General features: G+C 70.8%; 18 protein-coding genes. 7 read left to right on the top strand and 11 right to left on the bottom strand.

What is annotated here, in order from left to right; genetic code table 11:
- Both DW306_RS09790 and DW306_RS09785 read left to right on the top strand, forming a co-directional pair.
- The coding region (locus tag DW306_RS09790) for a putative F420-0 ABC transporter permease subunit (protein ID WP_136055413.1) at positions 1-975 on the top strand (975 nt) is incomplete at its 5' end.
- Complete coding sequence (locus tag DW306_RS09785; RefSeq protein ID WP_342670849.1) at positions 972-1,763, top strand: ATP-binding cassette domain-containing protein; 792 nt, start codon at positions 972-974, stop codon at positions 1,761-1,763. The genes DW306_RS09790 and DW306_RS09785, both read left to right, overlap by 4 nt.
- Positions 1,764-1,782: 19 nt before the next feature.
- On the opposite strand, the gene cofD is transcribed toward DW306_RS09785, so the two are convergent.
- The 11 genes from cofD to DW306_RS09730 all read right to left on the bottom strand — a co-directional run bounded on the left by cofD (position 1,783) and on the right by DW306_RS09730 (position 14,857).
- Positions 1,783-2,778, bottom strand: coding sequence for a 2-phospho-L-lactate transferase (gene cofD, locus DW306_RS09780; protein ID WP_136055412.1), 996 nt, complete (start codon positions 2,776-2,778; stop codon positions 1,783-1,785).
- Complete coding sequence (gene cofC, locus DW306_RS09775) at positions 2,775-3,446, bottom strand: 2-phospho-L-lactate guanylyltransferase (protein WP_136055411.1); 672 nt, start codon at positions 3,444-3,446, stop codon at positions 2,775-2,777. Before cofC ends, cofD begins: the two co-directional genes overlap by 4 nt.
- Positions 3,447-3,456: 10 nt before the next feature.
- Positions 3,457-4,470 (bottom strand): glucose-6-phosphate dehydrogenase (coenzyme-F420), encoded by a 1,014-nt coding sequence (gene fgd / locus DW306_RS09770; protein ID WP_136055410.1) that lies wholly within the window; start codon positions 4,468-4,470, stop codon positions 3,457-3,459.
- Entirely contained in the window at positions 4,467-5,270 is an 804-nt protein-coding gene (cofE, locus tag DW306_RS09765) for a coenzyme F420-0:L-glutamate ligase (RefSeq protein WP_136055409.1), read from the bottom strand. Before cofE ends, fgd begins: the two co-directional genes overlap by 4 nt.
- A complete protein-coding gene (locus DW306_RS09760; RefSeq protein ID WP_136055408.1) occupies positions 5,267-6,259 on the bottom strand; it encodes a TIGR03557 family F420-dependent LLM class oxidoreductase in 993 nt (330 codons plus the stop codon). Before DW306_RS09760 ends, cofE begins: the two co-directional genes overlap by 4 nt.
- Positions 6,260-6,354: 95 nt before the next feature.
- Positions 6,355-8,235: an iron ABC transporter permease gene (locus DW306_RS09755; RefSeq protein ID WP_136055407.1), complete on the bottom strand. Its 1,881-nt coding sequence runs from the start codon at positions 8,233-8,235 to the stop codon at positions 6,355-6,357.
- A gap of 2 nt (positions 8,236-8,237) precedes the next feature.
- On the bottom strand, positions 8,238-9,401 hold the full coding sequence (locus DW306_RS09750) for an ABC transporter substrate-binding protein (RefSeq protein WP_136055406.1): 1,164 nt from the start codon (positions 9,399-9,401) through the stop codon (positions 8,238-8,240).
- Between the two features lie 84 nt (positions 9,402-9,485).
- A complete protein-coding gene (locus tag DW306_RS09745; protein WP_168429279.1) occupies positions 9,486-10,610 on the bottom strand; it encodes an ABC transporter ATP-binding protein in 1,125 nt (374 codons plus the stop codon).
- Between the two features lie 56 nt (positions 10,611-10,666).
- The gene (locus DW306_RS09740; RefSeq protein WP_136055404.1) at positions 10,667-12,166 is read right to left on the bottom strand and encodes a DHA2 family efflux MFS transporter permease subunit; all 1,500 of its coding nucleotides are present in this window, start codon (positions 12,164-12,166) and stop codon (positions 10,667-10,669) included.
- Positions 12,166-13,764, bottom strand: a complete 1,599-nt coding sequence (locus DW306_RS09735) for a hypothetical protein (protein WP_136055403.1) — start codon at positions 13,762-13,764, stop codon at positions 12,166-12,168. The genes DW306_RS09740 and DW306_RS09735 overlap by 1 nt, the downstream gene beginning before the upstream one ends.
- Before the next feature lie 115 nt (positions 13,765-13,879).
- Positions 13,880-14,857, bottom strand: a complete 978-nt coding sequence (locus tag DW306_RS09730) for a LysR substrate-binding domain-containing protein (protein ID WP_136055402.1) — start codon at positions 14,855-14,857, stop codon at positions 13,880-13,882.
- A gap of 83 nt (positions 14,858-14,940) precedes the next feature.
- On the opposite strand from DW306_RS09730, the gene DW306_RS09725 reads away from it, so the two are divergent.
- From DW306_RS09725 to DW306_RS09705, 5 genes are read left to right on the top strand one after another with little or no spacing between them, the layout of a single operon-like run.
- Positions 14,941-16,449, top strand: coding sequence for a 2-hydroxymuconic semialdehyde dehydrogenase (locus DW306_RS09725; protein WP_240747143.1), 1,509 nt, complete (start codon positions 14,941-14,943; stop codon positions 16,447-16,449).
- Positions 16,446-17,276 carry a fumarylacetoacetate hydrolase family protein gene (locus DW306_RS09720; RefSeq protein WP_136055401.1) on the top strand — a complete coding sequence of 277 codons (831 nt, stop codon included), beginning with the start codon at positions 16,446-16,448 and terminating at the stop codon, positions 17,274-17,276. Before DW306_RS09725 ends, DW306_RS09720 begins: the two co-directional genes overlap by 4 nt.
- The gene (locus DW306_RS09715; protein WP_136055400.1) at positions 17,273-18,211 is read left to right on the top strand and encodes an acetaldehyde dehydrogenase (acetylating); all 939 of its coding nucleotides are present in this window, start codon (positions 17,273-17,275) and stop codon (positions 18,209-18,211) included. The genes DW306_RS09720 and DW306_RS09715 overlap by 4 nt, the downstream gene beginning before the upstream one ends.
- Complete coding sequence (gene dmpG / locus DW306_RS09710; RefSeq protein ID WP_136055399.1) at positions 18,208-19,242, top strand: 4-hydroxy-2-oxovalerate aldolase; 1,035 nt, start codon at positions 18,208-18,210, stop codon at positions 19,240-19,242. The genes DW306_RS09715 and dmpG overlap by 4 nt, the downstream gene beginning before the upstream one ends.
- Positions 19,239-19,877: a fumarylacetoacetate hydrolase family protein gene (locus DW306_RS09705; protein ID WP_136055398.1), complete on the top strand. Its 639-nt coding sequence runs from the start codon at positions 19,239-19,241 to the stop codon at positions 19,875-19,877. Before dmpG ends, DW306_RS09705 begins: the two co-directional genes overlap by 4 nt.
- Positions 19,878-19,898 lie beyond the last annotated feature (21 nt).

The raw sequence follows: 19,898 nt of genomic DNA, 5'->3' as shown, positions 1-19,898 counted from the left end.
CTGCTGCTCGCCCTCGCGGGGACGGTCGTCGCCGCGGTCGCGATCGGGCCCGCCGCCGTCTCGCCCGCAGAGCTCGTGACGAGCGTCTGGTCGCACGTGACCGGGGCGGCGAGCGGGCTCTCGCCGATCCGCGACGCGATCATCTGGGAGGGACGCGTGCCCCGGGTGCTCACGGCCGCGGCCGTGGGCGGCGGTCTCGCGCTGTGCGGCGCCGTCATGCAGGCGCTCACGCGCAACCCGCTCGCCGACCCGTACCTGCTCGGACTCTCGTCCGGCGCCTCGACCGGTGCCGTGATCGTGATCGTCCTCGGTGCGGCGGTGGCACTGCCGTTCGCCGCCTTCGCCGGGGCGCTGCTCGCGCTGGGGCTCACCCTCGGACTCGCGCGCGCGGCCGGCTCGGCCGTTTCGACCGCGGTCGTGCTCGCCGGCCTCGCCGTGTCGGCCGTGCTGTCGGCGCTGACGAGCCTGGTGATCTTCTGGAGCGCGACGAACGACAGCTACCGCGAGATCCTCAGCTGGCTGCTGGGCTCGATCGGCGGGGCGGACTGGTCGGATGCCGCACTCGCCGGCATCGCCGTGGTCGTGTGCGCCGTCCCGCTGCTCGCGTCGGCGCGACCGCTCGACAGTCTCGCACTCGGCGACACTGCAGCCGAGGCGCTGGGCATCCCCGTGACCCGGGTGCGCGTCGCCCTCTTCGCCTGCACCGCCCTGCTCACCGGCGCACTCGTCGCGGTGAGCGGATCGATCGGCTTCGTCGGCCTGATCCTGCCGCACGCCGTGCGCGCCGTGGTCGGTGCACGGCATCGCGCGGTGCTCCCGGTGTCGCTGCTCGCCGGGGCGGTCTTCCTCATCTGGGCCGACACGATCGCCCGCACGGTCTTCGAGCCCCGCGAGCTGCCGGTCGGCATCGTCACGGCGCTCATCGGCGGACCGGTGTTCGCACTGCTCCTGCTGAGGAAGAGGGCGCGGTCATGATGGGACTGGATGCCCGCGGCATCCGCTTCTCCCACGGTGCGCGGATGATCCTCGACGGGGTCGACATCACCGCCCCGAGCGGCGCGGTGACCGCGCTGCTGGGGCCGAACGGCTCGGGGAAGAGCACCCTGCTGCGACTGATCGCCGGCACCCTGCGCGGCCAACTCGACGTCCTGTCGCTCGACGGGTCGCCGCTCCCCGAGCTGCGGCGGCGCGCGCGGGCGCAGCGGGTCGCCCTCGTGGAGCAGGAGTGGGCGCCGGCCGAGGGCATGACCGGGCGGGACATCGTCGGTCTCGGACGCCTGCCGCATCGGGGCTGGCTGTCGTTCGACGACCAGGAGACGGATGCCGCCATCACCGATGCGGCCCTGGTGCGCGCCGGGGCGTTCGAGTTCGCCGAGCGCGACGGAGCGACCCTCTCCGGCGGGGAGCGGCAGCGCCTGAACCTCGCGAGGGCGCTCGCCCAACAGCCGTCGCTGCTGCTGTGCGACGAGCCGACCAATCACCTCGACATCCGCGCGCAGCTCGACGCCCTGGCTCTTCTGCGCTCGCTGGCCGGCGACGGCATGACCGTGCTCGCCGCACTGCACGATCTGAACCACGCCGCCGCCTTCGCGGACCGGGTCGTGGTGGTGGCAGATGGCCGGGTGCAGGCGGCGGGGTCACCGGCCGAGGTGCTGACGCGCGAGCTCATCTTCCGCGTGTGGCAGGTCGACGCGGAGGTGCTGGCGCGACCGGGCGGCCGTCCGCTGATCGTCTTCGACACGGCGCCGGTGCTCGTGCGCTGATCGCCCCTCCGGGGGCGCCTCAGGATGCCGCGTCGAACGCGGCATCCGCCAGTACGGCCGAGGTCTCGAGGTCGCGCATCCACAGCGGCCGCACGAGGGCGCGCACACCCGCCGCCTCCACCTCCGGCGCGAGCGCGGCATCCTCCTCGGCGATCAGCCACGCGTCGAGCAGGCCTCCCGCGTCGCGCGCACCGTAGTGCCACCCGACCGCGGCGGCCGTCGCCTCGATGCCGACAGCGGCGAGGCAGGCATCGGCCATGCCGCGCACCGGAGCACCGGCGATGATCGGCGAGACCCCGACCACGGCGCCGCCCGCTGCCCGCACCGCATCGGCGATGCCGGGCACCGCGAGGATCGGGCCGAGCGAGACGACGGGGTTCGACGGCGCGAAGAGGATCATGTCGGCCGCGGCCAGCGCCTCGAGCACCCCGGGCGCCGGTGCTGCGTGGGCGATTCCGGGCGAATCGAAACCGCGCGCGGGCAGCGAGGCGCGGTGCCGCGTCCACCACTCCTGGAAGTGCATGCGCCCCTGCTCGGTCTCGACGTGCGTGTCGACCTCGGCATCCGTCATCGGGAGCACGCGCACGCCGAGCGGCCACCGCGATGCGAGCCGGGCCACGACCTGGGTCACCGAGAGCCCGTCATGCAGCCAGCCCGTGCGGGCGATGTGCGCGCCCAGGTCGAGGTCGCCCAGCGTGAACCAGGGCCAGCCGGATCCCCAGGCGTGCAGCTCGGCGGCCACGCGCTCGGACTCCCCCGCCCGCCCCCAGCCCCGCGCGGCATCGTTCACCCCGGCGAGCGCGTAGATCATCGAGTCGACGTCGGGCTGCAGCCGGATGCCGCTGAGCCACAGGTCGTCGCCCGTGTTCGCGATGACCGTGATGTCGGCGCGGGTTCCGCCGTCGGCATCCGGCCACCGCCTGCGCGCGGCATCCCGCACGCCGAGCACGAACTTCGAGCCCCCGACGCCCCCGGCGAGCACGACGATCCGCGGGTCGCTCGGAGAGGCGGTCATGACGCCAGCACCTGCGGTCGGTTCACGAGCGCACTCGTGCGCGGCCCGAGGCCCGACCGGCGCGCCACCGGAAGGTGCGCGGCGACGTCGAGGTCGCGACGCAGACCGCTCAGCACCGGGAACCCGACCTCGACGAAACCGTCCGCACGATGCGCCGCCGCGGAGTCGGGCCCGAAGCGGGTGCGCAGCTCCACCCCGGCGCGCGCCGTCGCCAGCACGGTGCCCGTGCCCTCGGCATCCGGCACGAACGCGCGGGCATGCGACGAGGCGAATGCGAGGGCCCGTGACAGTTCATCGGGACGGAGCGCCGGCAGGTCGCCCAGCAGCACGGCCCGCGGCCGATCGCCGCGCGCCGAGGCGACGCCGAGATCGATCGCCGCGGTCAGCCCCTCGCCGCGATCCGCCACGATGCGCACACGCTGGAGCGGTCGGAGCGCCGACGCCGTGATCTCGTCGCTCGTCACGACGATGACCTGGCCGACCCGGTGGCACGACACCACCGCATCGACGGTGTCGAGGGCGATCGCGCGCGCCAGCTCTTCGCGCTCCACCCCGGTGACCCGCAGCCGCGACTTGCCGAACTCGGCGCGTTTGACCGGGATCACGACCGCCCAGTCGCGAACGGGCGCTCCCGACGAGTGCGACTCGGTGCCACGGCTGCGGATCATGTCGGCACTCTCAGCCGCGCAGCCGCGGGGCGATGTCGCGCTCGAACAGCTGCAGGAAGCGGCGCTGGTCGTGCCCGGGGGCGTGGAACACGAGGTGGTTGAATCCCCAGTCGATGTACTGCTGGATGTCGGCGGCCACGGCATCCGGATCGTTGCCCACGATCCAGCGCTTCGCGATCGTCTCGAGCGGCAGGGCGTCGGCGGCCTTCTCCATCTCGACCGGGTCGGTGATGTCGTGCTTCTGCTCCTTGGAGAGCGAGAGCGGAGACCAGAAGCGGGTGTTCTCGAGAGCGGCCTCGCGCGTCTCCTCGTACGAGAGCTTGATCTCGATCATCCGGTCGTACGTGTCGAACGAGCGCTCCGACTGCTCGAGCCCCTCCTTGACCGCCGGCAGGAGCTGGTCGACGTAGAGCTCCTGCCCCTTGCCCGAGGTGCAGATGAAGCCGTCGCCCGCCCGACCCGCGTAGCGCGCGACCATGGGCCCGCCGGCGGCGATGTAGATCGGGATGCCGCCTTCGGGGCGGTCGTAGATCGACGCGTCATGGGTCGAGTAGTACTCGCCCTCGAAGTTCACGCGGTCGCCCGACCACAGGGCCCGCATGAGGCGCACGGACTCGCGCAGCCGCGCATAGCGCTCCTTGAACTCGGGCCAGTCCTGCTCGCCGGCCCCGCGGAATCCCGTGGCGATCTCGTTGAGCGCCTCACCCGAGCCGACGCCGAGGATGATGCGGTCCTGGTACAGGCAGCCGAGGCTCGCGAACGCCTGCGCGAGCACCGCAGGGTTGTAGCGGAAGGTCGGGGTCAGCACCGACGTGCCGATGCGGATGCTCGACGTGCGCTCGCCCACCGCCGCCATCCAGGTGAGGGAGAACGGCGCGTGGCCGCCGGTGTGCCGCCACGGCTGGAAGTGGTCGCTGGCGAACACGGACTGCATGCCGTGCGCCTCCGCCGCCACGGAGATCTCGACGAGCTCCCGCGGGTCGAACTGCTCTGCGCTGGCCTTGTATCCGAGGGTCAGTGTCATGTCGCATCCTTCTGTTCGTGTTCTGAGACGTGTTCCCGGGATGCCGCGGCGTAGCCGTCGCGGTAGCCCTGGTCGAGGGCTTCGGCGGTGCCGAGCCAGAAGAGGTCGCGCTCCGACGGCCGCACGATGCTCGACGCCCCGGGAAGGGTGAGCGGGCCGACGAGGTCGCCGCGTCCGCGGACGACGGCCACGGGGTTGCCGCTCGCCTTGCCCTTGACGAGGTCGGATGCCGCGGCCAGCTCGTCCGCGACGCAGGGGGTCGTGACACTGAGGGTCTTGCCCGCCTGGTCGGTGGTGCCGCGGAGGTCGCTGATCATGTGCACGCCGCCGCCGCCGATCGCGACGTCGGTCTGTCCCTCGCGCCAGGGGCGTCCGAGGGTGTCGCTGAGGATCACGCCGACCTCGGCGCCCGTCTCGGCACGAAGCCCTGCGGCGAGCGCGCGCGCCGACGCGTCCGGATCGACGGGCAGGAGCAGCACCCATCCGTCGGGGGTGTTGCTCGCGTCGACTCCGGCGGCCGCGGCGACCATGCCGAGCCGGTTCTCGACGATGCGCATCGTGTGGCCGTCGAACGTGCGGGAGGCGACGAGGCGCACGGTCTCGGCGGTGATGGCCTCCTCGCGGTCCGCCGCCTGCACGTAGCGTCCCTCCGCCTTGGAGACGATCTTCGAGGTGACGACGAGGATGTCGCCGTGCGCGAGCTCGACGCCGGTGTCGAGGATCAGCCGCACGAGGTCGTCGCCCGGTCGCACCTCGGCGATGCCGGTGAGAGCGAAGACGCTGATCGCGGGGCCGTTCATGCCCGCACCTTCGGGAGCACGTCGCGGCCGAAGACCTCGAGCCACTCCTGCTGGTTCGGGCCCACGTTGTGCAGGTAGATGCGCGTGAAGCCGAGGTCGGCGTAGCGCTGGATCGCTGCGCGGTGCACGTCGGGGTCGGCGGAGATGAGCATCGAGGCGCGCATGTCTTCGGCGGTCACACCGCGCACGAGCTGCTCGAAGTCGTAGGGCGAGCGCACGTCGCCGCGTCGCATCCGAAGCCCCGCGATGGGCCACTCGGTGAGCGCGTTCGACAGCGCCTGCTCCTCGGTCGGCGCCCACGAGAGCTGCAGCTGCAGCACCTTGGGCAGGGCATCCGCGTCGCGTCCGCCCTCGCGCGCGCCCTCGGCGAACCGGGCGAGGAGCGGAGCCAGGCGGTCGACGTCGGCGCCGACGGTGATCAGGCCGTCTGCACTCCGGCCCGCGCGGCGGGCCGTCACCGGTCCCGCCGTCGCCACGTAGACCGGCGGCGCGGCATCCGGCATCGTCCACAGTCGAGTGGACTCCATGCGGAAGTGCTCGCCGCGGTGGCGGGTGTCGCGGCCGGCGAGCGAGCCGGTGAAGAGCTTGCGGATGATGTCGACCGCCTCGAACATGCGGTCGATGCGCTCGGCGGGCTCGGGCCAGTAGCCCCCGGTGATGTGCTCGTTGAGGGCGTCGCCGGATCCGACGCCGAGCCAGGCACGACCGGGGTAGAGCGTCGCGAGGGTCGCGGCCGCCTGCGCGACCACGGCCGGGTGCGTGCGGAAGCCGGGGGTGGTCACGCCCGGACCGAGATCGCCGCGGGTGTGCGCTCCGATCGCGCCGAGCATCGTCCAGACGTGCGCCGATGCACGATGGCGGGGCAGCCAGGGCTGGAAGTGGTCGGTGGCCATGATGCCCCGGAACCCGTGCGCCTCGGCGGCGACGCAGTTCGCGATGACGGCGGCCGGTTGGACCTGCTCGAGCATCGCGGCGTATCCGATGTGCATTCCGGCCTCCTCACCGCGTTGCTATCTCCATTGAATGGATACTGGATCCAAAAGTCAAGAGGCCGGTGCGGGTGCGACCACCGGCGGGCCCGCGCTCAGCTCTTCGCGCGCGCCCGGCGCCGCTGCACCGCGAGCGCGGTCGTCGCGGATTCCTCGGCAGCGGCATCCAGGGGCACCGCCGCCAGGGTGGGCACGCCTGTCGCGACGGGCTTGCGCGCCCGCCCGATCGCCCGGCGCGACAGCGCCCACTGCAGCCCGTAGCCGATCGCGAACACCATCAGCGTGAAGATCAGCGCCATCGCGGCGCCCTGATCCGGCGCGTAGAGCTGCGCCGACCGCGGGTTGATCATCGCGTAGATGTACATCGACAGCGGCCGAGACGACGGGGTCGCGAGGAACGCCGGCAGCGTGAACTCGTTCGTGCCGAGGATGAACATCTGGATCCACACGGCCATCACCGTCGGCATCAGCAGCGGGGCGATGATGCGCCGGAAGCCGGCGAACCGGCTCGCGCCGCTGGTGAGCGCCGCCTCCTCGAGCTCGGGACGGATCTGCAGCGTCGCGCTGTACGACGAGCGGTACGCGATCGACACCCGGTACGAGTAGGCGATGACGAGCGCGAGCAGCGTGCCGGCGATCGGGATGTACGGGTTCAGCACCATGAAGGTGAGGAAGGTCGCGAAGCCGGCGATCGTCGCGGGGATCGCCACCGACGATGACGCGAAGAGATCGAGGGCGCGTACCCAGCCGGTCTTCCTGCTGCGGGCGATGCCGTAGGCGAACACCGTGGCGACGACGACCGCGATCGTGGCGCTGCCGCCCGCGATGAGCACGGTGCGTCCGAGCGAGACCCAGAACTCCGAGTCGGCGAGCACGATCGCGAAGGCGCCCCAGTCGGTGCTGCCGAGCAGCGCCTCGAGAGAGAACGCCACCGGGTACGGCGTGATCGCCGCCCACAGCAGGGCCAGCAGAGGAAGGATGCCGGTGAGCAGGGCGAACACGGCGACGAGCAGCATGACCGGGATCTTCCACGGCCCCATCCGCATCGTCGACGGCCGGAACCCCTTGCCCGACACCGACGCTCTCCGCTCGGCGTTGCGCGTCGCCCGCAGGTAGATCGCGAACGCGATGGTCGTGATCACGAGGAACACCAGACCCCATGCGGCGGCGAGACCGTACTGCGGCAGCTCGCCCGCATTGGAGCTGATGAGCGTCCAGAGCTTGAGCGCGAAGATGCTGCGCCCCGACTCCTGTCCGAACAGCAGCGGCACCTCGAGACTGCCGAGGCCGAGGATGAAGGTCAGCACGGTCACGCCGAGCAGACCCGGCCAGAGCATCGGGAGCGTGACCCGCCGCAGGGTCTGCGGCCACGAGGCTCCCGAGACCCGCGCCGACTCCTCGAGCGAGCCGTCCATGTTGGTGAGGATCGGGACGATCATCAGGTACGGGAACGTGACGTTGGTGAGCGCCTGGATGGCGATCATCGTCGGGAAGGCGTAGGGGTCGATCGGCACGTCGGAGGCGAACGGCAGCAGGCGCAGCAGCTGGTTGAGCACGCCCGACTCGGGCGAGAGCATCAGCAGGTAGGCCTGGGCCTTGACGATCGGCGGGATGATGTACGGCACGATCACGAGCACCGAGATGATGCGCCGCAGCGGAGCATCGGTGCGCACGGTGACCCAGGCGAGGCCGAAGGCCATCAGCAGGCTGAGCACGGTGGAGCCGCCGACGAACGCCCCGGTGGCGCCGAGCACGCCCCAGAAGTCGTCGCGCAGCTGCCAGAGGGTGACGAAGTTCTCGACGCCCCACTGGGCGGAGGAGACCCCGAACGGCAGGAACGGACCGCGGAACGCCGTGATGACCTGAACGATCAGCGGCACCGCGAGAAGGATGAAGATGATCGCACCCGCGACGATCATCGCGATCGTCATCGAGGTGGGACGCGTGCGCCCCGCGGTCCGTCGTGCCTGGAACATGATTATCCGTTCAGCGCCTTGTCGGCCGCGTTGATCATCGCCTGCCAGTCGTCACGGGTGTCCTGCGTCTCGGTCTCGGCACCCGTGTCGAGGCCGAGCAGCAGGGCGTCGACGTTCGTCTTCATCAGGCCGGTGGCCTCGGCGAAGGTCGACGCGGGAAGGCCGGCGAACGGCACCTGGGTGCTCGCGAACCGCTCGTCGGTCATGCGCAGCGAGATCCAGTCGGGGTCGAACGCGTTCCACAGGGTCCAGAGCGCGGCGCCGGGCTTGTTCTTGGCGTCGGAGTTCACGCCCGAGAACTGCGCCCAGACCCCGGCGTGCTCGAACGGCGAGACCTGCAGCGCCGGGTTCGGGTTGAACAGGGTCTGGTTCAGCGCGATCGGCACGTCGCCGCTCGACAGCGGAGCACCCTGGTCCTCGAGCAGCTTCAGGTTGCCCGAGGTCGTGAGCTCGTCGATGAGGTCGAGCATCTTGTCCTCGCCCTCGGCCATGCCGTAGCCCGCGAACACGACCGCGTTGTATCCGGCGACCGAGACCTTGCCCTTGTACTCCGGGTCGAGCAGTCCGTCGAGCGACGCCGGCACGGACGGCACCTTCTCGCTGTTGTACTGCAGGAGGGTGCCGTTGATGCTGTCGGGCATCAGCTCGGGGGCGCCGATCGTGAGGTACTCCTTCGGAACGCCGAAGCTCTCCCAGTCGACCTTCTCCCAGAAGCCCTCGTCGTACATCGCGGCCATCGAGGTGATCGACCCCGACACCACGTCGGTGTTGCGGGATCCGGTCGCCTTCGCCGAGATGATCGCCGAGGAGAGGTTGTACGTCAGCCCCCTCGTCTCGACCTTGATGTCGGGGAACCGCTCGTTGAACTGGGCGATCACGTCGGGCGAGAGCTCATACCAGTCCCAGATGACCAGCGTGCCGCCGTCGGCCTTCTTCGCCTCTTCGTAGAGGGCGTCGAGCTGCTTGTCGATCTCGGGCCAGTAGTCGTCGTAGAAGTTCTCGCAGCGGGTGACCGCGCCGACCTCCACGGCATCGCAGGCGGCCGAGGCGGCGTCGCCCTTCAGGGTCTCGCCGCTGTCGGCGGGCCCGCTCTGTGCGCCGCATCCGCTCAAGGCGAGTGCGAAGACCGCGACGGCTGCGGTGGCTCCCAGTTTTCTCTTCATCATGATCTGGATGTCCTCTCTGACATCAGGTGTGATTCTCGGGTGTGTGACTTCTCGGATGTGATGCGGGGGTGGTGCGGGATGACGTCATGCGGCCAGCACGCGGCAGGCGCGCGGAGCCAGTTCGAGGAAGACCCTGCCGCCCTCGGGGGGTGTCGCCAGCGGCGCACCGCGGCCGACGATCGTGCCGACGGGACCGCCGGTGGCGAGCACCTCGGCCTCGTATTCGACGATCTCGCCGAGGAACTCGACGCGCACGATGCGCACCGGGAGCACGTTGGGACGGTCGACCGCGGTCTCGTGCCAGCGCACGGTCTCGGGTCGGAAGGTCATCGTGACCTCGTCACCCGCCGCGACTCCGTCGGGCACCGGCGTCCGGAGCCGGGTGCCGAGCGCCTCGACGACCGCGTCGCCCGTGCCGTCGCGCTCGACGACCACCGCGGGCACCATGTTCGCCCGGCCGACGAAGTCCGCCACGAAGCGGTCGGCGGGCTGGTCGTACAGCTCGCGGGGCGTCGCCTCCTGCACGATGCGCCCCTGGTTCATCACGGCCACGCGATCCGACATCGACAGCGCCTCGGACTGGTCGTGCGTGACGTAGAGCGCGCTGATGCCGAGGGTGCGCTGCAGGCTGCGCAGCTCGTTGCGCATCGTGTCGCGCAGCTTCGCGTCGAGGTTCGACAGCGGCTCGTCGAGCAGCAGCAATCGGGGGCGGTGCGCCAGGGCTCGGGCGAGCGCGAGACGCTGCTGCTGTCCCCCGGAGAGCGCGGTCGCCGGCCGCTGCGCGAGGTGGTCGAGCTGCACGAGCTCGAGCGCCTCCATCGCGCGCTTCCGCGCCTCGGCCTTGGAGAGCTTCGCGCGCCCGACCTGCAGGGGGAACACCGCATTCGCGAAGACGGTCATGTGCGGCCAGATCGCGTAGTTCTGGAAGACCATGCCGATGTCGCGCTTGTCGGGCGAGGCGTGCTCGGTTCCGGTCGACAGCATCCGCCCGTCGAGCGAGATGATGCCGCCGTCGCTCCTCTCGAGCCCGGCGACGCAGCGCAGGGTGGTGGTCTTGCCGCAGCCCGACGGGCCGAGCAGGGAGTAGAACGTTCCCGGTTCGATCGTGAACGTGACCTCCTTGACGACCGGGACCGCCTCGCCGTCGAGTTCGTAGTCCTTCTTGAGGGCGTCGACGACCAATCGTCCGCCTCCGGATGTCGCGGTCATCGAGGTCCTCTCTCCGTTCGCAGTTTTGGATTTTGGATCCATTATGGCTGACACCATCATCGTCCCTCTCGTGCGATCGCGACCGCCGGTTCGGATGCGGTCGTCGGAGCCGGCGCACCCCAGGGCCGCGGCTTCGTGAAGAAGACCACCACCACGGCGCACACGGCGAAGGCGATCGCAGGCAGCAGCAGGGACTGCGACATCGCCGTCGCGAGCCCCGCCCCGTCGTCCGCCGAGAGCTCCGCACCCGGGTGGATGGTGCCGGGAACGAATCCCCGGATCTGCGCGGCGAGGGTCAGGTTCATCAGGACGGCCAGCACGGCCGATCCGATCACCGATCCCATCTGCCTGGTCGTGGAGTACACCCCGGATCCCGCACCCGCCTGGGTGTGCGCCAGGTTGCGCGTGGCGGTCGACGCCAGCGGACCGAACATGCCCGACACCCCGATGCCCAGAAGAGCCGAGGGAAGCAGAAGCATCCAGAACGGTGTCTCGAGCGTCATCCACGCCGAGTACCAGAGCATCGCGACGGCGGAGACGACGAAGGCCCCGAACGTCACCCAGCGCGGACCGATCCGATCGCTCAGACGACCGACGAACGGACCGAGCACGCCCGACACGACCGCCATCGGGGCGAGCATGAGGGCGGCGAGCGTCGGGTCGAGGCCGCGGGCGACCTGGAAGTAGAAGGCGAGCGGCACGGGCATCGCCGTGATGCCGACGCCCACGAGGAAGATCGTCGCGTTCGCGACCGAGAAGTTGCGGTCGCGGAACAGGCTGAGCGGCATGAGCGGCTCGGCGCGGTTCCGGCGCTGCCACACGACGAAGAGCACGAGCAGCGCCACTCCTGCGACGATCAGGCCCCAGACCGTGACGGGTCCGATGATGACGCCCCAGTCGTAGACCTCGCCCTCCTGGATGCCGAAGACGAGCAGGAACAGGCCGGCCCCCGACAGCGCGACGCCGAGCCAGTCGAAGCGGTGCGGGTGCCCGTCGAGGTTCGGCACCAGTCGCCAGGCGACGACGAAGGCGATGATCCCGACCGGCACGTTCACGAAGAAGATCCACTCCCAGCCCACGGTGTCGGTGAGCACCCCGCCGAGGATCGGCCCGACCAGCGTCGCGAGTCCTCCGACCGCACCCCACGCGCCCATCGCCTGGCCTCGACCGCGGGGCGGGAAGACACGGGCGATGATCGCCATGGTCTGCGGCGTCATCAGGGCGGCGCCGAAACCCTGCACGGCGCGGGCCGCGATCAGCATCCCGATGCTGCCGGCCAGTCCGCACGCGAGCGACGCGAGGGTGAAGACCACGAGGCCGACGAGGTACACGCGCTTCGGGCCGAACCGGTCCCCCAGCCGTCCCGTGATCAGCAGCGGAACGGCGTAGGCCAGCAGGTAGGCGCTGGTGACCCAGATGACGGTCGTGAGATCGGCGTCGAAGGCCGCCAGGATCACCGGGTTCGCGATCGCCACGATCGTCGTGTCGACGAGGATCATGAAGAACCCGATGCACAGGGCCCACAGGGCCGGCCACGGCCGCACGTTCTGGCTCATCAGCCCGGGATGCCGGTGACCGGCTCGCCCAGCAGGGGCGTCGAGACGGCGTAGATCCCGTGGTTCGCGAAGAGCCAGACGATGTTGCGATCCCACTCCACGAAGATCCCGTGCACGGGGGCGGCGAGGTCGTCGTCGTCCTTGAGGCCCATCGGCGGCACGAAGTAGGCACCCACCTTGGGGTCCTCCGGGTCGCGCACGTCGAAGATCTGGAGACCCGCGGCGTAGAACGCGTAGGGGATGACTCCGCCGTGCGGGGTTCCGGTGTTGGTGAAGTAGCCCGAGCGCTTCGGTCCGAACGATCCGCGGCGCTGCGCCCAGTCGGTGAACGCGGCCTCGGCCGGCGGCACCGGGCGGGGCAGGGTGCGCACGACCCGGGGATTCGCCGGGTCGCTCACGTCGACCTGGTAGATCTCCTTGGCCGGCTCGTAGCAGTCGGTGTTCATCGGGTAGCCCGAGACGTAGACGTACCCGGTCTCCTCGACCTGGGTGGTGTCGACGTTGTCGCCCTCGGTGCCGGCGACGCTCACGGGCAGGTCGCACCAGCCGACGTGGTGGATGTCGGTCGGGTCGGAGACGTCGAGCACGAAGAAGCCCTGACCGCCCTGCGCGGCGTAGCCGTACTTCCAGCCGGATTCGACGGACCGGGGCATGAAGATGCCCATCCGCGAGCCGAACCAGGAGGTCTTGTTGTTCCAGCGGTCGTTCGCGGCGAGGTACGGGGAATCCGTCTCCTCGCCGGCGCGGGAGCCGGGCACCCACCAGGTCGAGAGCAGCTCCGGGTTCGCCGGGTCGGACACGTCGTAGGCGGCGTGGCCCGCGGTCCAGAGCGTGGTCTTGTAGGGCTGGTTGGTGAAGGTGTTGTCGGGCGCGGTCGCCACGAAGAGGTACTTGTCGCCGTAGTACACCGGCAGGTCCAGGACGCCGTTGCCCTCCTGGATCTCGTCCGGGGTGTGGTTCGGGTCGGTGGAGACCGTCGTCAGCAGGGTCCAGTCGCGCGGCGTCGGGCCGTTGACCTCGAAGACGCGGAACCCGCGGAGGCCCTCCCACTCGAGGAGCTGGCCCTCGACCGTGTCGTCGGTCCACTTGTTCGCCACGCGTCCGTTGAGGAAGTACCGCGGGGTCTCGCTGGCCTGGATCGCGATGTGCTTGCCGAGCTGCTCGTTCCACTGGATCGTGACGGCGCCGAAGAGCGGCCCGCTCCAAGGGAGGGTCTCCTCGTCGACGATCGTGAGCGCGCGGGGATCGGTGATGTCGTAGACGTTCCACCGGTTGCCGCCGCCGTAGTGCAGCATGTAACGGCGTCCGTCCCAGTCGTAGATCGACTGCCAGGAGTGGCTGGTGTTGACCACGATCGGGTAGAAGGCCTCAGCGGTGGCGTTCAGCGCATAGGTCTCGGGGTCGCGGTAGTCGAGCTGCCCCGGCCAGTCGATGAAGACGTCACGCGGGACCGACGGGGTGTGCGCCGGCGGCAGGAAGGTGCCGTCGGGCTGCATGCCCCACGTCGACGGATCCGGGTCGGCCGGTTCTCCGGCGACGCGCTCGAAGTCCTCGGGGCGGTATTTCTTCGCGTCGGGCACGTAGGGAGAGCCGGCCATGTCGCCTCCATTGGCTGAATCGGGTGAGATCGTCACGACGTGGTGTCGTTCTCATCAGACTCACCCTGGGGAAGCGATGCTGTCCAATATCCATACGGGTCGGAGCTATAGCCTCTCAGGCATACCGGACCCCGGCCTGCAGTGCGGCATGCGAATACTCGCGCTCGAGCTCGGCCAATCGTGCGCCCTCCTCGCGGAGGTGCACGAGGAGAGCGGATGCCGCGGGCGACGGCGTACGGTCCTGCGGGAGGGTGACGCCCACCGATCGCCGGATCGAGCTCAGCGGGGTCGGCAGCAGTCGCAGCTCCCGGTCGTCGACCGCGATGAACATCGGCAGGGCCGCGATGACATCGGTCGAGATGAGGAGCGTCCGCAGCGTGAGCATCGACGTGCACTCGACGCGGTCCGGCGGCAGCGGCAGCCCCTCGTGGAAGAACACCGCCTCGAGCTCGGCCCGCAGCGCCGTCTGCGCCACGGGGAAGATCCAGGGGTACGCGATCAGCTCGGCGAGCGAGTTCGCCTTGGCTCCGCCCAGCACCGGATGGCCGGCGCGCGCCACGAGCCGGATGGGCTCCTGATGCAGCCGCTCCTGCTCGAGCCGGACAGGCACCGTCGGCGACAGGCGCCCGACGGTCAGATCGAGGTCGCCGGCCAGAAGCAGCTGCTGCAGGGTGTCGGGGGTGCCCTCGCGCACGACGACCGTGAGGCGCGGGTGCTCGGCCTTGAGGCCGGCGATCGCCCGGGGCAGCAGCAGGTTCGAGCCGGCGAGGTGCGTGCCGACCGTGACCGTGCCCATCTGCCCGGACTGCAGCAGCCGCACCTCCTCTCCCGCCGCGCGCAGCTCCGCGAGCACCGATCGGGCGCGTTCGATGAACACATGCCCGTAGGGGGTCGGCTTGACGCCACGCGGCATCCGCTCGAACAACGGGACGCCGAGCACTTCTTCGACCTCGCGGAGGCCGCGGGTGACGACGGGCTGGGTGATGTGCAGCGACGCCGCGGCGCGCACCAGGGTGCCCTCGTCGGCGATCGCCGTGACGAGGACGAGATGCCGGATCTTGACCCGGCCGTCGAGCAGTCGATCAGTGGCCATGATCCGGACTATAGCCGTACGGGCATGGCAATGCATCAAGAGAGTATTTGTCGGCATCCCTCGATGGTTCCTAGCCTGAGCCCATGCCTTCCGAGACGATGACGCCCCAGCGAAGTGCCTCCGGGCCTGCCCGGGCGCCCCGCGCGATCCACAACGTGATCGCCGGCGAGAGCGTCGAGGGGATCCGCACGTTCGAGAAGCTCAGCCCGATCGACGGTTCCCTGATCGCCCAGGTGCACGAAGCCGGCAGCGAGCAGGTCGACCGTGCCGTCGCCGCGGCGCGGGCGGCGTTCGACGGACCGTGGGGGCGGATGACCGTGGCCGAGCGCGCCCGGCTTCTGCGCGGAGTCGCCGACGCGATCGATCGGCGTGCCGAGGAGCTCGTGGCAGCGGAGGTGGGCGACACCGGCAAGCCGGAGGCGCTCGCGCGTGATCTCGACGTGGCCCGCGCGGCCGCGAACTTCCGCTCGTTCGCCGACACCGTCTCGTCGGCCGCACTCGACTCCTACCTCACCGAGCTGCCCGACGGCCGTCGTGCCCTGAACTACGCCGTGCGCAAGCCCCTCGGGGTCGTCGCGGTGATCGTTCCGTGGAACCTGCCGCTGCTGCTGCTCACGTGGAAGCTCGCTCCCGCGCTCGCGACCGGCAACACCGTGGTCATCAAGCCGTCCGAGGAGACGCCGTCGTCGGCCACGCTCCTCGCCGAGATCCTCGCCGAGGCGGGGATCCCCGCCGGAGTCGTCAATGTCGTGCACGGCTTCGGCGCGGGATCCGCCGGGGAGGCGCTCACCCGGCATCCGGGCATCGACGGGGTCACTTTCACCGGGGAGTCGTCGACGGGATCGGCGATCATGCGCGCCGTCGCGCCGCGCGTGCGCCCGGTCTCGTTCGAGCTCGGCGGCAAGAACGCCGCCCTCGTCTTCGCGGATGCCGACCTCGACGCGGCTGTCGCCGGTCTGGCCCGCTCCACCTATCTGAACACCGGGCAGGTGTGCCTGTGCACCGAGCGCATCTACGTCGAGCGGGCGATCTTCGACGACGTGGCGGCGGGCCTCGCCGAGCACGCCGCCCGCCTGCGTCTCGGCCGTCCGGAGGACCCGGCCACCACGACGGGGCCGCTGATCTCGCAGGCCCACCGCGAGAAGGTCCTGTCGTACTTCGACCTCGCCCGCGACGAAGGTGCGACCGTGCTCGCCGGCGGCGGCATCCCCACCCTCGGCGACGGACTCGACGGCGGCTCCTGGATCGAGCCGACGCTGTGGAGCGGTCTCGACAACACGCACCGCACCGTGCGCGAAGAGGTGTTCGGCCCCGTCGCGGCGCTGATCCCCTTCGACTCCGAAGAGGAGGCGATCGCGCTGGCGAACGACACCGAGTACGGACTCGCCGCCGTGACCTGGACCACCGACCTCACCCGCGGGCACCGTGTCGCGCAGCGCATGCGCACGGGCATGTCGTGGGTCAACACCTGGTATCTGCGCGACCTCCGCAGCCCGTTCGGAGGTGTCGGGCTGTCCGGCATCGGCCGCGAGGGCGGCCATCACTCGCTCGACTTCTACACCGAGCCGACGAACGTGTGCGTGCAGCTGTGACCGGCATCCGCGAGTCCGACGCCGTGCGGGCGGCCGATGAGCGTCTGCGGCAGGCCGCCGAGACCGGGACGCCGTGCGCGCCGGTGCGCGACCTCCTCGGGGAGACGGATCAGGATGCCGCGTACGCCGTGCAATCGCTCGGCATCGCGCGCCGGGTGACCGAGGGACGCCGCATCGTCGGACGCAAGATCGGCCTGACCTCTCCCGCAGTGCAGGCCCAGTTCGGCGTCTACTCCCCCGACTACGGGGTGCTGCTCGACGACATGATCGTCGCCGATCGTGAACCGCTCGCCCTCGGCCGCTTCCTGCAGCCGCGCGTCGAGGCCGAGGTGGCCTTCGTGCTCGGCCGCGACCTCGACTCCCCCACCACCCACGTCGCCGACGTGCTGCGCGCCACCGAGTTCGTGCTGCCCGCGATCGAGGTCGTCGACTCCCGGGTGGCGGGATGGGACATCCGGATCACCGACACCATCGCCGACAACGCCTCGAGCGGGGCGGTCGTGCTCGGGACGACGCCCCGGCGGCTCGACGGCCTCGACCTCACGGAGCTCGGCATGACGCTCGACCGTGACGGCGAGCCCGTCTCCACCGGATCCGGTGCGGCCTGCCTGGGCAGTCCGGTGATCGCCGTCGCGTGGCTGGCTCGCGCGGTCGCCGCGCACGGGCAGCCGCTGCGCGCGGGCGAGGTGATCCTCTCCGGTGCGCTCGGCCCCATGGTCGCCGCCTCCGCCGGCGTGTACCGCGCGCGGCTCGAAGGACTCGGCGAGGTGCGGGCCGATTTCACCAGCTCCCCCTCCCTCGCCTCAGCGGAAGGAGCCGCGGCATGACCGTCGGCATCGCCATCATCGGTTCGGGCAACATCGGAACCGATCTCCTGATCAAGGTGAAGCGCCTCTCGACCACCCTGCGCGTCGTCGCGATGGTCGGCATCGACGAGCACTCCGACGGCCTCGCCCGTGCGCGCCGGCTCGGCGTCGCCACCACCCACGAAGGCGTGGACGGGCTGCTCGCGATGCCGGAGTTCGCCGACGTCGAGCTCGTGTTCGACGCGACCTCCGCCGGCGCGCATACCCGCAACGACGCGCTCGTGCGCGATGCCGGTCGGCTGATGGTCGACCTCACGCCCGCCGCGATCGGTCCCTACGTCGTGCCGGTGGTCAACATCGACGCGCACCTCGACGCCACGAACGTGAACATGGTCACCTGCGGCGGCCAGGCCACGGTGCCGATGGTGGCCGCGGTGTCGCGCGTCGCCCCCGTCGCCTATGCCGAGATCGTCGCGTCGATCGCGTCGAAGTCGGCAGGGCCGGGCACCCGCGCGAACATCGACGAGTTCACGCAGACGACGGCGCGCGCGATCGAGCAGATCGGCGGCGCCGGACGCGGCAAGGCCATCATCGTGCTGAATCCCGCCGATCCGCCGCTGATCATGCGCGACACCGTGTTCTGCCTGGTGGAGGGCGATCCCGATGCTCTGGATCGGGAGGCGATCCGCGCCTCGGTCGACGAGATCGTCGCGGAGGTACAGGAATACGTCGGCGGATACCGGCTGAAGCAGCAGGTGCAGTTCGACGCGGTCGACGAGGCCTACGTCCCGGCCCTCGATCGCGCGTTCCGCGGTACGCGCGTCACCGTCCTGCTCGAGGTGACCGGTGCCGGCCACTACCTCCCGGAGTACGCGGGCAACCTCGACATCATGACCTCCGCCGCGCTGCGCACCGCGGAGCGACTCGTCGCCGCCCGCACGGAGGTGCTCGCATGACCGCCGCTCCCCGCGTCTACGTGCAGGACGTCACCCTGCGCGACGGCATGCACGCCGTCGGCCACAGCTACACGACCGATCAGGTCCGCGACATCGCCCGTGCGCTCGAAGCCGCGGGAGTCGATGCGATCGAGGTCGCCCACGGCGACGGCCTCGGCGGCTCGAGCGTCGCCTACGGCCAGGGTGCGCACACCGACTGGCAGTGGATCGAGGCGGCGGCCGGGGTGCTCGACCGCGCCGTGCTCACCACCCTGATCCTGCCGGGCATCGGCACGATCGACGACCTCGCCCGCGCCCGCGATCTCGGCGTCACGAGTGTGCGCGTCGCCACCCACTGCACCGAGGCCGACGTCGCCGCCCAGCACATCGGCTGGGCACGGGAGCAGGGCATGGACGTGTCGGGCTTCCTGATGATGAGCCACCTCAACGACCCGCGCGGCCTCGCCGCGCAGGCGAAGCTGATGGAGTCGTACGGCGCGCACTGCGTGTACGTGACCGACTCGGGAGGACGCCTCACCATGCGCGATGTCGCCGACCGCGTGGACGCGTATCGCGACGTGCTCGATCCCGGCACCCAGATCGGCATCCATGCGCACGAGAACCTCTCGCTGAGCGTCGCGAACAGCATCACCGCCGTCGAGCACGGCGCGTTCCGCGTCGACGCCTCGCTGGCCGGACAGGGAGCCGGGGCCGGGAACTGCCCGATCGAGGCGTTCATCGCCGTGGCGGATCTGCTCGGCTGGGAGCACGGCAGCGATCTGTTCGCCCTGCAGGATGCCGCGGAGGAGCTGGTGCGTCCCCTGCAGCGCCGCCCGGTGCGCGTCGACCGCGAGACGCTCACGCTGGGCTACGCGGGCGTCTACTCGAGCTTCCTGCTGCACGCCGAGCGCGCGGCCGAGCGGCACGGGATCGACGCCCGTGACATCCTGGTCGAGCTGGGACGCCGCCGGATGGTCGGAGGCCAGGAGGACATGATCGTCGACGTGGCCCTGGACCTCGCGGCGGCACGTGCGGACGGAGTGAGCGCATGAGCACCGATGCCGTCTTCGCCGCCGCGCTCGACACGGCGCAGCGCACCGTGACCTCGATCAGCCAGCTCTCCGCGAGCGCCACGGTCGGACTCGACACCGCCTACGCGACGCAGCACGCGGTCATCGCGCGTCGACAGGCCCGCGGCGAGCGCCTCACCGGAGTCAAGCTCGGCTTCACCAGCCGCGCGAAGGCCCAGCAGATGGGCGTCGACGATGTGATCATCGGCACGCTGACCGACGCGATGCGCCTCGAGGACGGCGCCGTGTTCGACCGGCGCTCCGCCATCCATCCGCGCGTCGAGCCGGAGGTGGCGTACCTCCTCGGCGCCGATGTCTCCGAGGGCATGTCGAACCTGATGGATGCCGTCGCCGCCGTCGCTCCCGCGCTCGAGATCATCGACTCGCGCTACCGCGACTTCCGCTTCAGTCTCGGCGACGTCGTCGCCGACAACGCCTCGGCCGCCGCCTACGCGATCGGGCCGTGGACGTCGATCGACACGGCCGGCGACCTCGGCAACCGCGCCGTGCGGCTCGAGGTCGACGGACGGATCAGCGCGACCGGGTCGACGGCGGCGATCCTGGGCGACCCCGCCCGGCGCAGACGGAGCCCCGGGCGGAACCCGGAGAGGTACTGATCCCGCCAGGGCGAGGCGGGG

Source organism: Microbacterium sp. K24, assembly GCF_004794465.1.
In the GTDB taxonomy this organism is placed as follows: domain Bacteria; phylum Actinomycetota; class Actinomycetes; order Actinomycetales; family Microbacteriaceae; genus Microbacterium.
This window is presented reverse-complemented; position numbering and strand designations above follow the sequence as displayed.

Excerpts from the sequence above, each read along its gene's own strand:
- DW306_RS09785 (WP_342670849.1), top strand. The coding sequence starts at position 972 with ATGATGGGACTGGATGCCCGCGGCATCCGCTTCTCCCACGGTGCGCGG.
- cofD (WP_136055412.1), bottom strand. The coding sequence starts at position 2,778 with ATGACCGCCTCTCCGAGCGACCCGCGGATCGTCGTGCTCGCCGGGGGC.
- cofC (WP_136055411.1), bottom strand. The coding sequence starts at position 3,446 with ATGATCCGCAGCCGTGGCACCGAGTCGCACTCGTCGGGAGCGCCCGTT.
- fgd (WP_136055410.1), bottom strand. The coding sequence starts at position 4,470 with ATGACACTGACCCTCGGATACAAGGCCAGCGCAGAGCAGTTCGACCCG.
- cofE (WP_136055409.1), bottom strand. The coding sequence starts at position 5,270 with ATGAACGGCCCCGCGATCAGCGTCTTCGCTCTCACCGGCATCGCCGAG.
- DW306_RS09760 (WP_136055408.1), bottom strand. The coding sequence starts at position 6,259 with ATGCACATCGGATACGCCGCGATGCTCGAGCAGGTCCAACCGGCCGCC.
- DW306_RS09755 (WP_136055407.1), bottom strand. The coding sequence starts at position 8,235 with ATGTTCCAGGCACGACGGACCGCGGGGCGCACGCGTCCCACCTCGATG.
- DW306_RS09750 (WP_136055406.1), bottom strand. The coding sequence starts at position 9,401 with ATGATGAAGAGAAAACTGGGAGCCACCGCAGCCGTCGCGGTCTTCGCA.
- DW306_RS09745 (WP_168429279.1), bottom strand. The coding sequence starts at position 10,610 with ATGACCGCGACATCCGGAGGCGGACGATTGGTCGTCGACGCCCTCAAG.
- DW306_RS09740 (WP_136055404.1), bottom strand. The coding sequence starts at position 12,166 with ATGAGCCAGAACGTGCGGCCGTGGCCGGCCCTGTGGGCCCTGTGCATC.
- DW306_RS09735 (WP_136055403.1), bottom strand. The coding sequence starts at position 13,764 with ATGGCCGGCTCTCCCTACGTGCCCGACGCGAAGAAATACCGCCCCGAG.
- DW306_RS09730 (WP_136055402.1), bottom strand. The coding sequence starts at position 14,857 with ATGGCCACTGATCGACTGCTCGACGGCCGGGTCAAGATCCGGCATCTC.
- DW306_RS09725 (WP_240747143.1), top strand. The coding sequence starts at position 14,941 with ATGCCTTCCGAGACGATGACGCCCCAGCGAAGTGCCTCCGGGCCTGCC.
- DW306_RS09715 (WP_136055400.1), top strand. The coding sequence starts at position 17,273 with ATGACCGTCGGCATCGCCATCATCGGTTCGGGCAACATCGGAACCGAT.
- dmpG (WP_136055399.1), top strand. The coding sequence starts at position 18,208 with ATGACCGCCGCTCCCCGCGTCTACGTGCAGGACGTCACCCTGCGCGAC.
- DW306_RS09705 (WP_136055398.1), top strand. The coding sequence starts at position 19,239 with ATGAGCACCGATGCCGTCTTCGCCGCCGCGCTCGACACGGCGCAGCGC.